Here is a 14,707-nt window from a genome sequence, read left to right on the forward strand (position 1 = left end):
GGTGAGAGCATTCAGCTACTCAATCACGGCGTCCCGATAGAAGGTGCCATCGCAATCGCCGATCTCCTCGATGGCGTCTGGAAATTTTGGCTCGATGTGACAGAGGGTGACTACAGCCTGACCGCTCGGGCGAACTATGGCGACAACGAAGTCACCAACCCGCCCCGCACCTTTACCGTGGAGTCCATCATCAAGCCGCACAACACCCGTGCATTCGACGTGGACGGCCTGATCGAGGACAACGGTACAACCCCATACAACTATGTAATTGTCAGGGGTGTAGCGGCGCCGTTAGCGGCGATCAAGCTACAGATCAACGGAGTCACCGACCTGCCGCCAGAACCGACCGACGATACGGGCAAATGGGCCAAACTCGTTCAATATCTGGACTACGGAACCAAGTATACGTTCATCGCGGAGGCAAACTATGGTGACAATGCCAAGTCAAATCCTTGGACGATTACTCCCGAAGCGGCCACCATCGTGCCGATCCTTGGTGAAGTTACTGACCCTGAGGGTAACAAAGTCGGAGGAAGTGAAGGTGGAACCACACTTCATACGAAACTGACTTTTGCTGGCCAAGCCAAACCACATGAAACGGTCGAGATACTGAATGGTGACTCCAGTCTCGGTGAGGCCACGGTCGATGAAAAGGGCAACTTCCGAAAAGTTATTCTCGGATTACCTGAAACTGCCTACAACATAAAAATCAGGGGCCTGTACACCGGTAACCCGGAAAGCACTCAACACTGGACGTTCACCATTGAACAGGCTGTCAGGCCAACTATCAGGCGCATTTTTGACTCCACAAACGATATTGACCCGGACGGTTACACATACGAAACGACCGTGACTGTCGAAGGCCAAGCCCACAGACTGCAGAAAGTGCAAATATTTGACGGCGACGACTTTTTGCGTGAGGTGTCGGTCGAAGGCAATAATACTTTTAAAGCTGAACTTGGCGAATTGCGCTTTAAAAACTACGACCTGAGAATCAAACCGCTTTACGGTAGCGGCCTACCGCACTCTGCTGTTCATCGTTTCAGCATAATCACAAGAGGTGGGTTATCCATCGATAATGTCACCGACCCCAATGGAATTCCAATTCCAGAAGGAGGAAGTGTGTCTCAAAACAAAGTGTTTACTTTCAACGGCCGCGGGGCCCCGCCAAACACCTATGTCAGCCTGTACCGTGACAACGATATTTGGGCAGGTAGAAGACTGGCTGAAGACGATGGGACATTTCATGTAAACACTGGTTCACATCCAGTCGGAGGCCCTTACAAATTCTACCTGAAAGGGGTGGATGGCCGGACTTCGCAAGACTGGTACATTCGTATATCACGTTAATAAGCTGTGACTCGCAAACCAGATTGTAAAAGCAGTATCTGAAAAACGAAAAAAACCGCTTAACGCGGTTTTTTTCATTCCTTTATACCAGGCCATCAAAACCCGTAGCTCACCCCCAGCCTCATCGACCATGGCTGTTCGTAATGTTTCCCTTTGCCGTAGTCGAGGTCCGCACTCAGCCGTACATTAGACCGCAGGGAAAAGGCCACTCCGCCACCCACCTCAACACCACTACCCGACAAATCGCTGTTGAGTTCGTTGCCGTTGACATGCACGTTGTCATTGTTGGCAAACTCATGAACCATCGCGACACGCCCGTATGGCTGCACGACGGTACCGCCGCCCAGCTTGAAGTCACGACCGGCAGCGACACCCAGCTTGGCGCGCAACGAACGCGTCCGGTCGCCGTCGGCGTCCATGCCGTTGTCCAGGTCATAGCTCGCGCCCTCGATGATGGCGGCCGACAACTGGGCGGAAGGTTTGACCCGCCAGTCATCCGCCAACCGGATGTTGCGACCGACTTCCACCAGGGCGCTGACCGCCGAGTTGCTGTAGTCACCTTTGGCGCGGGTTCCGTCGCTTAAACGGACTTTCGAATCGTTGCGGAAATGGTTGAGTTTCAGTGCACCATCGACGTAGTAGTCGCTGTCCGGAGCCTGCCAGCCAACGTATGGACCGGCGTAGAAGCTGTCGACCGTTGCGCTGCTTCCGCCCTTGAGATCAATATCCGACTGGCTGTAACCGGCCAGCACCCCGACGCTCCACGGACCATCGCCCAGACGGGTATCGGCGCCCATGGAAACACCCTGTTGCCGCTGTTGATAGGCCACGCCGGCGCCCTCGCCAACGTTGTATTTGTTGCCGTAAGGTCGTACCCAAACGCCATGCAATTTGCCGTCCGATTGCAAGTCACCCATGCGACTTTCGAGTGACTTCAGCTCACCATAGGAAATGGTCGTCGCGGTACGGAACAGCGCCATCGCTGTCTGGGCACCGGAGCTGACCGTTTTGGTGGCGGGATCGAGGAACCACTCTGTACCGCCGCTGCCATCGGTGGCACTCGCCAGATCGTAGGACCAGGTGCCCAGGTCCACCCGCCCGCCGACCAGCGAAAACTGCGCAGTGCCATTGGCAGTGCGCACCAGTGCCAATGGTTGTGTGGCCACTGCATCCGTGCCGGAAGCCGCGACTTCCAGGCCGAATTGACCATTGGCTGCACCGGTCACATTGAGAAAATCACCGGCACCGGTAGAGAAATCGCCCTTCATGGCAAAGGTGCCGGTGCCATCGAGGGTTCCAACGTTCAGCTGACGATATGCCCCACCGGCATCACCGAAATCAACTCGGCCGCCATCCATGCTCAGGCTGCCGATGGTGTCATTGCCGGTCATGGTCCAGTTCGATTGACTGAGAGTGACGCCCGTGACGTTATCCAGGCGACCGGTGAACTGCGAACCGTTTTGCAGGGTGACATTGGCGGTAGAACCGTCCTCGACCACCACGTCGCCAGTCATCTGGCCTCGATCAAACGTCAGGTTGGCGGTGCTGGAATCAGTGACTTGCACGTTGCCTTGCAAGGCGCTGCCGGCCACTCTCATGGCGGCCGTCGATGCTCCCAGCACTTCCAACAGGTTGCCGTTACTGCCCGCCAACGTGGAACCGTTCAGCACGTCAATACGGGCGTCGACACCGTCGTCCACTTGAATCGCCGGCCCGTCGCGGCCCACGACGCTTGAGCCGTCCAGCACCAGCGACGCAGTGCCCACGGGTGGGTCCGTTTCAAATCGCACACCTGCGGCTTCACCGCTGATTCGCGTATTGCCGGATGCGGTGACGGAACCTCCCGCTACGATCAGGCCAAAGCTGCCTGCGCCCGTTCCGGTGACTTCGGAGTTGATCAGCGCGAGGGTACTGAAACCTGTCACTGCGGCGCCGGCAAAGCCACCAGTGAATGCGCTGTTGGCCGCGGTCACGGTCGAGCCAGTCCTTCCTCCTGGCGTGCGATTGACCAGCAACGCAATGGTGTCGCTGCTGACCGTCGCCCGATCAATGGTTGCGCGGCTGGTATTGATGGATATCCCCGCCTGGCCGGGGTTACCGGTGACGGTCGCGCCATTGATGTTCAGGGTAGAGCCGGTCTGGACAGAGACATTTCGGGTGGTCGCATCGGTCATGTTCAACGTGCTGTTGTTTTTCACCGAATAGCTGTCAGGTGCAGCCGTTGAATCGATATCCAGGGTGGATCCGTTATCGACAATCACTGCCGCAAAAACGGTAGAACTCATGAAAAAAAAAGCTGGCACTAATGCCAGCCTTGCGTTGGAGCCTGAAATGACAGCTGGACGAGACGTCGGTTTGTCGATTGCCATGGTAATTTCCTATTCATCGATCCGTCCTCGCCGACCAAACGGGCTGGAGGACTACAAGGGCGGCGCAAGATAGCCTCACTTCCGACAAAAAAATGTAGGAGTAATCCTAAAGCCTCTCTCGGTCCCGTCCGTCAATCACCGAATGCATCAAAAAAGGGAGACGCCTTCGCGCCTCCCTTTATTGGTTATCAAGTCAGTGGACAGAAGTCGCCATTACCCGGATTGAACATCCCCACCCTGAACCACTTCTCATCAGAGGGTGTTGTGTATCCATCAAGTTTTGCCGAACAGTGCAACGTGCACCAGCCATCGCGAATCTTGTCAAATACCTGCCATGGGAAAAACACACTGAAACCGGTACTCGCCTCATCCTCATCGGGGGTCTTCTCTACCATTGCCGCAGCATCGAGGATGATATCCCCCGGGATATTTTTCCCTGTACCGTCTTTAGCGTTCTCATAACCCTGCACATAGAACTTGACATCGACGTCTTTCAATCTGGTGTCACCGGAAAACTTGACCTCCACAGCCTTTAGCGCCGTATCCGGATCTACAACCAAAGACTTGCAATGCAGTTCAGGACCGTCACCAACATCGCCATACACCACAAAATCAGGCTGAACCATTACACCGGGCACAATGCGAACCTCAACTGTCTGACGAGGCGCAAGCGCAATGTTCTCGTTCACATCTTCATGACTGATCGTGTAATCCGCGAAGGCATTATCATTGTTCCCAACGTCTCCAATAACCTGCCCAGGAATTCTCATTTCAAGAACGGTCTCACTTGTTTCACTACCATCAAGTGTCACAACCCCGCCCTCATCTTCACGCAGAGGAACATCCATATAACGGAGTTGAATTCGATCTCTGGCTTTATGGCCTTCATAAATTGGGACGATAACAAATGCCCCGTTCTCGGCATCCAACTTACCCAGCTTATTAGGCTCCAGCCTGTTCGCCCCAAGTACCGTAACCGGTTGTAACCTCGGATCCGACGAACCAGGATTACCAGGTTTATCAGGGTCCACGGGCATACCCGGCTTTCTCAAGTCTATATTTAACTCTTTCTTAGCTGCTACAGGTGGATAGAATTTATTATTGCGCCGAACCTGCCATTCCAAATCTATCGTCTTAAGGCCAAGATCCCCATTAAACAGCTGTTTATACGTCAGCTGTAAGTCGAAAGGAACGCTGCCCACCGGAATATCACCCAGTGGCTGCCCATCGATACTGACCCTAACTTGATCTCCAGTCTGAAAGTTATCGTAATTAAACTCGGCGATGACCGGCGTTTGCGCATCCGCCAGTAAAATCAGGTTGTTATCATCATGCAGCGCAACAGTAATGGTTTGATTCTTTGGCGCGGGAATCAGCGAAACATCAACTTCTACCGGAGGAGAAGCCACGCTCTTATTGCCTTTTCGATCCGTCGCATAAACAAAAATGGCCCGTTTACCCTCATCGCCTCCATTCTCAAGAAACGCCTTGGTCAAATTGGTTGTTTGCAGCGGAGTCACAGCAGTAAAGCGCTCAGCCGTACCGATAAGTCGAGCGGTATCAAGATCCACAGCACCACTTCCGTTATATTCCGCCAGCATAAACTCAATGACATCACCGATTTTTGCATCGCCATAATTGCCTGGATAACTCAGCAACACATGGGCCATGGAATCGAAATACTCTGCTGTAATCCCCTCATTTTTAATCCTGTCCGGAACTACGGTCTCCGCCGTTGGGCTAGGCGGCTGCGTATCTACTCGCAATACAAATCTAAACGACTCAGCCGTATTTAAACCTACTGTCAAAAAAATCCATACGTTATGCTCACCGGCCTTGTCGGTGTATCCAAGCGGTAAGGTAATTCGCTGATCAAACCAGGTTTCGTCCAAAGGTCTCCTACCTGTCAAGGGAGTGCCGACTTTATCATCTTCAGTATCGCCAAGTATGAGCTGCATTATTACTTCCCGGTCATCATCCAGATCATAATCCGCAAACTTGGGGACTTTAAAAGTCATGGCAAGCCCTTGTTCACTTTTTGGAACTTGATTACCCAGGTCATCAGCCGTCGCCGGCAACAACTTGTCTGGCATTGGCTCCGGCGCTGGAAAATCCTTGATTCGCCGCTCGCGCAGCATCGCTTTATAATCGAGCAGCCGTTGCTGTTGAGCAGACAACTTATTGAATGTCGACATTTCGTAGTTCCTTTCCGTGACCGGACGCAATGCGCCAACGGTGTAACTATCTGACGCCCAGTAAAATCAAAGACCGGCGGTTGTTCGATAAAGCTGGCATACGCCCGCTACCGCTGAATCCGGGCGAAAAACACGGGGAACTCGAGTGTGTGTGCACCGATGCTGTCGCTTGATCGATGACTCGATTTAAAGGCAGTTACAAATGGCTGGCTACTGTCAGAAATTACAGGTTTTGCTACCACTGGTCGGACATTTCCCTTTGTCTCGGCAATAAAAAACCCGTCATCCCTTGCACAGGGATGACGGGCTTTTTTCGTTCAGGTTTTCAGATCACACGGTATCCACCTTCAACGAATGATCGTTGAGCATGCCGTTGATGATGGTCGCCGTGTCATGCCCGCTCGCGACCACGCCACCCGCTCCCGGCGTGACACCGTATTGACTGGCGAGGTTGACACCGGCCAGGTCGATGGTCTGGTTCGGCGCGGCGCCGGCCATGGCGCTGACGTCGATGCTGGTCACCGTCGACGCCCCGCTGCCGGTGACGGTGAAGTGCAGGTAGTCGTCCAGCGAAGCCGTGGTGCCGTTCTCCCCTTGCAGCAGTTGCGACAGGTCGAGCTTGTCGGTGCCGGGCGTGAAGTCGGTGATCACGTCATGGCCGCTGTTGTCCTTGAGCCACTGGAAGGTGTCGGCCCCCGCCCCGCCGCTGAGGGTATTGTTGCCCAGGCCGCCAATCAGCAAGTCATCGCCGCCCCCGCCATTGAGGATGTCGTTGCCCAGGCCGCCGTTGATCACGTTGTTGCTGCTATTGCCGGTCAGGGTGTCGTTGAAGTTCGACCCGGTGAGGTTTTCGATACCGGTCAAGGTGTCCGTGCCCGCGCCCAGGGTGTTCTGCGCAGCGAGCAGGCTGAGGTCGACCGTGACCCCGGCGGTGGCGTGGGCATAGCTGGCCGTGTCGATGCCCGTACCGCCATCGAGGGTGTCATTGCCCAGTCCGCTGAAGAGCAGATCATTGCCGGCGCCGCCATGCAGCTCGTTGTTGCCGGAGCCGGCGGTGAGCACATCGTTGCCGTCGCCGGCATTGATGATGTTGTTGCCCGTGCCCGCCACCATGACGTCATCTCCGCTGGTGCCGGTGAGGGTGTGGCCGTCCTGATAGCTGATGGTCAGGTTGGCCGAGTCGCTGCCACCGTGGTTGTCGTTGGCGGTGTAGGTGCCGTGGTAGTCCGAGGTGACATCGTGTGCTCCAGCGTAATTGACGGTCATGGTCAGGTCGTAGTTTTCTGCCCCATTCTTATTGCCACCACTGGTGTTGACGATGTTGGTCACGTGGATCTGGTAAGTGCCATCCGCGCCTGCGGTGATGGTGTCACCATCGGCAATGCTGACGAACGCTCCACCATTGAGCGAATACTCCATCGTGATGTGCCCGGCACCCAGGTTGTGATTGAGGTTGAGCGTCTCACCCTGATTCAGCTTGACCGTGATGAAGTCCTCATTGTTGCCATTGGCGTTGTTCGCTGCGCCGAGATAGCCACTGACCACCAGCATCGCCGTCATGGTCGCCGTGTTGGCCGCGAAGGCATTGCGCACGTTGGCCAGACTCTGGTTGGCAGCGACGTTGTCGGTGCCGGCGAAGCTGATCGCACCGGTACCGGTGAAGTCCGCGCCTTTCGCGGCCCAGCCGGTGTTGAAGGTAGTCGGCGTCGCGTTGAGCGTATCGCCGTTGGGGTCGGTGTCGTTGGCCAGCAAGAGTTCACCCGGCACCACAATGTTGCCCGACAGCACGTTGGTGATGACGTGGTCGTCCATCGCCACCGGAGGCGCGTTGGGGATCACTTTCACGGTCAGCGTCGAGCTGCTGAGGTCGCCATCGTTGTCGCTGATGGTGAAACCGATGTTCTCGGTGATCAGCACCGTAGTGGTTTTCTGCGAGGTGTAGTTGTAATCGCCAGTGTCGAGGTTGATCACTAACGTGCCGCCGTTGTTGGTGGCGATGCTCACCGTGTTGTCCACGGTGTTGAAGGTGCCGTGGTTGGTGCCACCGCTTGGCGTCAACGAGCCCTCGCCGCTGAGGGCTTTCGGATCGTAGGTGTAGGTGGTGCCGTCGACCACGATGGATTTGATGAAGCCGCCATCAGCGCCGAACGTACCGCCCTCGCCCAGCAACGAACCGGTCACCGGTGCGCCGACCACAGTGCCGGACAGCACCGAGTTGAGTTGAGTGAGGTCGGTGACCACCACCGCATTGGTGTTGGTGTGGCTGATACCGTCGTAGGCCAGCGGATCGAGGTTGGCGTTGCTCACACCGCTGCCCAGGCCGATTGCATAGTTCTTGATGTTGTTGGCATTGAGGAAGGCTTTCAGCGCGGTTTCGTCGGCGGTGCCGATTTCCTGGCCGGTGGTGGGCTTGCCGTCGGAGAAGAAGTAGCCGACGTTTTGCGCACCGGTCAGTTTGCCCGAGGTGTTGAACGCGGTCTGCATGGTCGCCACCGCCGCGTCGTAGTTGGTGCCACCGTTCGCGGTGAGACCGGCCAGCAGTGTCTTGGCGGTCGCAACATCGACCCACACCGAAGTCCTGTCGGTGGCGCTGCTGCTGAAGGTGACGAGTTGCACTTTCACGTCGCCCAGGTCGTCGTATTTATCCAGCAAGGCACTGATGGCCTGCTTTGCCAGTTCCAGGCGTGACAGGCCCGGTACGCCGGAAGGGTCGACCATACTGCCGGAGACGTCGAGCACGATCAGCAGGTTGGAATCGATCTCCACTGCCGCCACCGAGCGATCCGATGCCACCGCTTTGGGTACGTCATCGACAATGTTGACCACGATAGTGCTGGTGCTGCTGTTGCCCGACGCATCGGTGGCCTTGTAAGTGAAGCTTTCAGTCAGACTGTTCGGACCGTCGTTTGCATTCGGCGAAGTTTTTGGCGCCGAGGTCAGGGTGTAGGTGTAGCTGCCGTCGGGGTTGAGCAGGATCTGCCCGTAGGTGCCGGTGGCGCTGCCGACCAGGGTGTAGGTGAGCGCGCCGCTGGCACCCGTGACAGATCCGACCAGGGTACCGGACGCGGTTTCACCGCTATTGCCCGGGTCGCTGCCGGTGACCGTACCGGCGGCCAGGTCCTGGCCGTCCTTGCTCAGGTCGAGGGCTTTTTCGTAGACGGTCACGTCGCTATCGGGGTTGGCCTTGATAATGCTGTTGGCCAAGTCGATGGTGATGGTGGTGGTGCTTTCATCGCCATCGGAGTCGCGCACCGTGTAGGTGAACGTGTCCGTGGCCCCGGCAGCGCCGACCGAATCCGGGTTGCTGTGATACACCGCGTTGCCGTTGGCATCGAGCGTCAGGTAACCGTAGGTGCCGTTGATCGGGTTGCCCAGCCCGCCGACGGCCGACGTCGCGGTATTGCTGCCGGCGCGCACGCCGACCACCATCGCCGGACCATCGGCACCGTTGATGTCATTGCCCAGCACACTGATATTGACCGTGCCGCCCTCCGTTACCGACGACGTGTCAGGTTTGGCGTTTGGCAAGTCATCGACGATGTTGACATTGATCTGCCCGTTCGCGATGTCGCCATCGGTGTCGGTAGCGACGACGTCGAGGTTCTCGGTGAGACTGTTGGCGCCGTTGGCGGTTGGATGGGCTTCGTTGTCGTTCAGGGTGTAGCTGTAGCTGATCACGCCAGTGATCGGGTTGTAGCCGGTGATGGTCAGGGTGCTGCCCAGCGGCGTGACAGCGGTTTGCGGGAAGCCGACGGTCACGCCTGCGCTGACCACGGTGATGCCGCCCACGGTCAGGGTTTGCAGGCCATCGAGGGCGGTCACCGTGAAGGTTCCGTTCTGGGTCAGGGCCGGTGTGTTGGGGGTGGTGCCGTCACTGAGGTTTTTCTCGTAGACCGTCAGCTCGCCGCCATATACATCGAGGCCGCCAAGAGTTACCGGGTCGTCATTGTTGTATACATTCAGCACCAGGTTCGCAGTGCTGATGTCGCCGTCGGCGTCCGTGAGGGTGTAGGTGAAGGTTTCGGTGCCGTTGCCACCGCCGTGCAGGGCCTTGAAGTCGGCGTCGCTGGTGTTGAGGGTGTAGGTGTAGGTGCCGTTGGCGTTGAGCACCAGGGTGCCGTAGGTGCCGGTGAAGGTACCCGGAGTCACCGGGCCGGCATTCAGGCCGATGGCGACTTTATCGGCACCGATCACGTCGTTGTTGAACACATTGCCGCTGAGGCTCGCCACCGTCTCCGAGGCGGTGCTGGCATTGCTGTCGTTCAGCGCTTTTGGCATGTCATCGACAATGTCCACCACGATGGTGCTAGTGACGATATTGCCCAGCGAGTCGGTAGCCTGATAGCTGAAAGTCTCGTGCATCACGTTCGGGCCGTCATTGGCGTTCGGTGTGGTGCTCGGCGGGGTCGTCAGGGTGTAGGTGTAGGTGCCGTTGGCATTGAGCTGAATCTGTCCGTAGGTCCCCACGTTGCTGCCGACCAGGGCGTAGGTGATCGCGCCGACGGCGTGAGTGACCGAGCCCACCAGTGTGCCGGAAGCGGTTTCGCCCGTGTTGGTCGGATCGCTGCCGACGACCGTACCGGCGGCCAGATCCTGGCCGCCCTGGCTCAGGTCGAGGGCTTTTTCGTAGACCGTTACATCGTTGTCGCTGACCGCTTTCAGGCAGCTGTTGTAGACGTCGATGGTGATAGTGGTGGTGCTTTCGTCACCATCGGAATCGCGCACGGTATAGGTGAACACATCCACCGCGCCAGGGCCGCTCACCGCGTTAGGCGTGCTGTGATACACGGCGTTGCCGCTGGCATCGAGGGTCAGGTAACCGTAGGTGCCGTTGATCTGATCGCCCAGCCCGCCGATGGCCGAGGTTGAAGTATCGCTGCCCGCACGCACGCCGACCACGGCGCCAGCGGCAGCCGGGCCATCAGCTCCAGCGATGTCGTTGTCCAGCACATTGCCGCTGACGGTGCCGCCCTCCTGCACCGAGTCCGCATCGGGTTTGGCGGTCGGCAGGTCGTCGATGATGTTGACGTTGATCTGCCCGTTTGCGATATCGCCATCGGTGTCGGTAGCGACGATATCGAAGTTCTCGGTGAGGCGGTTGGCGCCGTTGGCGGTCGGATGGGCTTCGTTGTCGTTCAGGGTGTAGCTGTAGCTGATCACGCCAGTCGCGGCGTTGAAGCCGGTGATGGTCAGGGTGCTGCCCAGCGGCGTGACGGCGGTTTGCGGGAAGCCGGCGGTTACGCCACCGCTGACCACAGTGATGCCGCCCACGGTCAGGGTTTGCAGGCCATCGAGGGCGGTCACCGTGAAGGTGCCGCTTTGGGTCAGGGCTGGTGTGTTGGGGTCGGTGCCGTCACTGAGGTTTTTCTCGTAGACCGTGAGTTCGCCGCCGTACACGTTGAGGCCGTTAAGGGTTACCGGATCGTCGTTGTTGTGGATCTGCAGCACCAGGTTGGCAGTGCTGCTGTCGCCGTCCGCGTCGGTGATGGTGTAGGTGAAAGTGTCGGTGCCGTCGCCACCGCCGTGCAACGCCTTGAAATCGGCATCGCTGGTGTTCAGGGTGTAGGTGTAGGTGCCGTTGGCGTTCAGCACCAGGGTGCCGTAGGTGCCGGTGAAGGTGCCGGGAGTGATCGGCCCGCTGTTCTCAGCGACCGGCACACGGTCAGCGCCTTGCACGTCGTTGCTCAGTACGTTGCCGTTCAACGTCAGCAAGGTTTCCGACGCCGTCGAAGCGTTGCTGTCGTTCACGCCTTGAGGCAAGTCGTCGACGATGTTGACGTCCAGTGAGCCGGTCGCGGTAGTGCCGTTGTCATCGACCGCTGTCACGGCGAACTGCTCAGGCAGGGTGTTCGCGCCGTTGGCCGTCGGATGCGCTTCGTTGTCGTTGAGGGTGTAGCTGTAGCTCACCACACCGGTGGCGGCGTTGAAGCCGGTGATGGTCAGGGTGCTGCCCAATGGCGTAGTGATCGATTGTGGGAAGCCCGCCGTTACGCCTCCCGTGACCACGGCGATGCCGCCGACAGTCAAAGTGGTCACGCCGTCCAGTGCGGTGACGGTGAACGTGCCGTTCTGGGTCAAGGCTGGTGCGTTGGGGTTGCTGCCGTCACTGAGGTTTTTCTCGTAGACCGTCAGCTCGCCGCCGTACACGTTGAGGCCGTTGAGGGTCACCGGATCGTCGTTGTTGTGGATCTGCAGCACCAGATTCGCAGTGCTGCTGTCGCCGTCCGCGTCGGTGATGGTGTAGGTGAAGGTGTCCGTGCCGTCGCCACCGCCGTGCAGCGCCTTGAAGTCGGCATCGCTGGTGTTCAGCGTGTAGGTGTAGGTGCCATTGGCGTTCAGCACCAGGGTGCCGTAGGTGCCGGTGAAGGTGCCGGGGGTGATCGGGCCAGTGCCTTCACCGATGGTTACCCGGTCGGCGCCTTGTACGTCGTTGGTCAGCACGTTGCCGTTCAGCGTCAGCAGGGTTTCCGAGGCGGTGCCATTGCTGTCGTTCACGCCTTTTGGCAAGTCGTCGACGATGTTGACGTCCAGTGAGCCGGTCGCGGTAGTGCCGTTGTCATCGACCGCTGTCACGGCGAACTGCTCAGGCAGGGTGTTCGCGCCGTTGGCCGTCGGATGCGCTTCGTTGTCGTTGAGGGTGTAGCTGTAGCTCACCACACCGGTGGCGGCGTTGAAGCCGGTGATGGTCAGGGTGCTGCCCAATGGCGTAGTGATCGATTGTGGGAAGCCCGCCGTTACGCCTCCCGTGACCACGGCGATGCCGCCGACAGTCAAGGTGGTCACGCCGTCCAGTGCGGTGACGGTGAACGTGCCGTTCTGGGTCAAGGCTGGTGCGTTGGGGTTGCTGCCGTCACTGAGGTTTTTCTCGTAGACCGTCAGCTCGCCGCCGTACACGTTGAGGCCGTTGAGGACCACCGGATCGTCGTTGTTGTGGATCTGCAGCACCAGATTCGCAGTGCTGCTGTCGCCGTCCGCGTCGGTGATGGTGTAGGTGAAGGTGTCCGTGCCGTCGCCACCGCCGTGCAGCGCCTTGAAGTCGGCATCGCTGGTGTTCAGCGTGTAGGTGTAGGTGCCATTGGCGTTCAGCACCAGGGTGCCGTAGGTGCCGGTGAAGGTGCCGGGGGTGATCGGGCCAGTGCCTTCACCGATGGTTACCCGGTCGGCGCCTTGTACGTCGTTGGTCAGCACGTTGCCGTTCAGCGTCAGCAAGGTTTCCGAGGCGGTGCTGGCGTTGCTGTCGTTCACGCCTTGTGGCAAGTCGTCGACAATGTTCACGTCCAGTGAACCGGTCGCCGTGGTGCCGTTGTCGTCAACCAGGGTCACGGCGAACTGCTCAGGCAGGGTGTTGGCGCCGTTGGCCGTCGGATGCGTTTCGTTGTCGTTGAGGGTGTAGCTGTAGCTCACCACGCCGGTCGCGGCGTTGAAGCCGGTGATGGTCAGCGTGCTGCCCAGTGGTGTGGTGATCGATTGCGGGAAGCCCGCGGCTACGCCTCCCGTGACCACGGCGATGCCGCCGACGGTCAGGGTGGTGACACCGTCCAGTGCAGTAACGGTGAAGGTGCCGTTCTGGGTCAGCGCGGTGCCATCCGGTGCGCTGCCGTCGCTGAGGTTTTTCTCGAAGACGGTGAGTTCGCCGCCCTCGACGTTCAAACCGCCAATCGTCACAGGGTCATCGTTGTTGTGGATCTGCAGCACCAGGGTCGCCGTGCTGCTGTCGCCATCGGCATCAGTCAGCGTATAGGTAAAGCTTTCAGTGCCGTCGCCACCGCCGTGCAAGGCCTTGAAGTCGGCATCACTGGTGTTGAGGGTGTAGGTGTAGGTGCCGTTGGCGTTCAACACCAAAGTACCGTAGGTGCCGGTGAAGGTGCCTGGGGTGATTGGGCCGGCGTTTTCCCCTACTGTCACGCGGTCGGCGCCTTGCACGTCGTTGCTCAGCACGTTGCCGTTCAGCGTCAGCAAGGTTTCCGACGCCGTCGAAGCGTTGCTGTCGTTCACGCCTTGTGGCAAGTCGTCGACGATGTTGACGTCCAGTGAACCGGTCGCCGTGGTGCCGTTGTCGTCGACCAGGGTCACGGCAAACTGCTCAGGCAAGGTGTTCGCGCCGTTGGCCGTCGGGTGCGCTTCGTTGTCGTTGAGGGTGTAGCTGTAACTCACCACACCGGTCGCCGCGTTGAAGCCGGTGATGGTCAGCGTGCTGCCCAGTGGTGTGGTGATCGATTGCGGGAAGCCCGCGGCTACGCCTCCCGTGACCACGGCGATGCCGCCGACAGTCAAGGTGGTCACGCCGTCCAGTGCGGTGACGGTGAAGGTGCCGTTCTGGGTCAACGCCGTGGCATCCGGAGCGCTGCCGTCGCTGAGGTTTTTCTCGAAGACGGTGAGTTCGCCGCCCTCGACGTTCAAACCGCCAATCGTCACAGGGTCATCGTTGTTGTGGATCTGCAGCACCAGGGTCGCCGTGCTGCTGTCGCCATCGGCATCAGTCAGCGTATAGGTAAAGCTTTCAGTGCCGTCGCCACCGCCGTGCAAGGCCTTGAAGTCGGCATCACTGGTGTTGAGGGTGTAGGTGTAGGTGCCGTTGGCGTTCAACACCAAAGTACCGTAGGTGCCGGTGAAGGTGCCTGGGGTGATTGGGCCGGCGTTTTCCCCTACTGTCACGCGGTCGGCGCCTTGCACGTCGTTGCTCAGCACGTTGCCGTTCAGCGTCAGCAAGGTTTCCGACGCCGTCGAAGCGTTGCTGTCGTTCACGCCTTGTGGCAAGTCGTCGACGATGTTGACGTCCAGTGAACCGGTCGC

At 58.6% G+C, this 14,707-nt stretch carries 3 protein-coding genes and 1 pseudogene; 1 reads left to right on the forward strand and 3 read right to left on the reverse strand.

What is annotated here, in order from left to right:
* A pseudogene (locus tag KW841_RS29345) lies at nt 1-1,350 on the forward strand (hypothetical protein); the annotation flags it as partial.
* A 95-nt stretch (nt 1,351-1,445) separates the two neighbouring features.
* On the opposite strand, the gene KW841_RS29350 reads toward KW841_RS29345, so the two are convergent.
* The 3 genes from KW841_RS29350 to KW841_RS29360 form a co-directional block, all read right to left on the reverse strand.
* The gene (locus KW841_RS29350) at nt 1,446-3,635 is read right to left on the reverse strand and encodes an autotransporter outer membrane beta-barrel domain-containing protein (RefSeq protein WP_256357989.1); all 2,190 of its coding nucleotides are present in this window, start codon (nt 3,633-3,635) and stop codon (nt 1,446-1,448) included.
* Nucleotides 3,636-3,907: 272 nt separating this feature from the next.
* Entirely contained in the window at nt 3,908-5,914 is a 2,007-nt protein-coding gene (locus KW841_RS29355; protein WP_218480747.1) for a hypothetical protein, read from the reverse strand.
* 330 nt (nt 5,915-6,244) lie between these two features.
* Nucleotides 6,245-14,707: Ig-like domain-containing protein (locus tag KW841_RS29360; RefSeq protein WP_218480748.1), on the reverse strand; the 8,463-nt coding region annotated here is incomplete at its 5' end.

It is taken from the genome of Pseudomonas sp. PDM28 (assembly GCF_019219115.1).
Lineage (GTDB): Bacteria > Pseudomonadota > Gammaproteobacteria > Pseudomonadales > Pseudomonadaceae > Aquipseudomonas > Aquipseudomonas laurylsulfatiphila.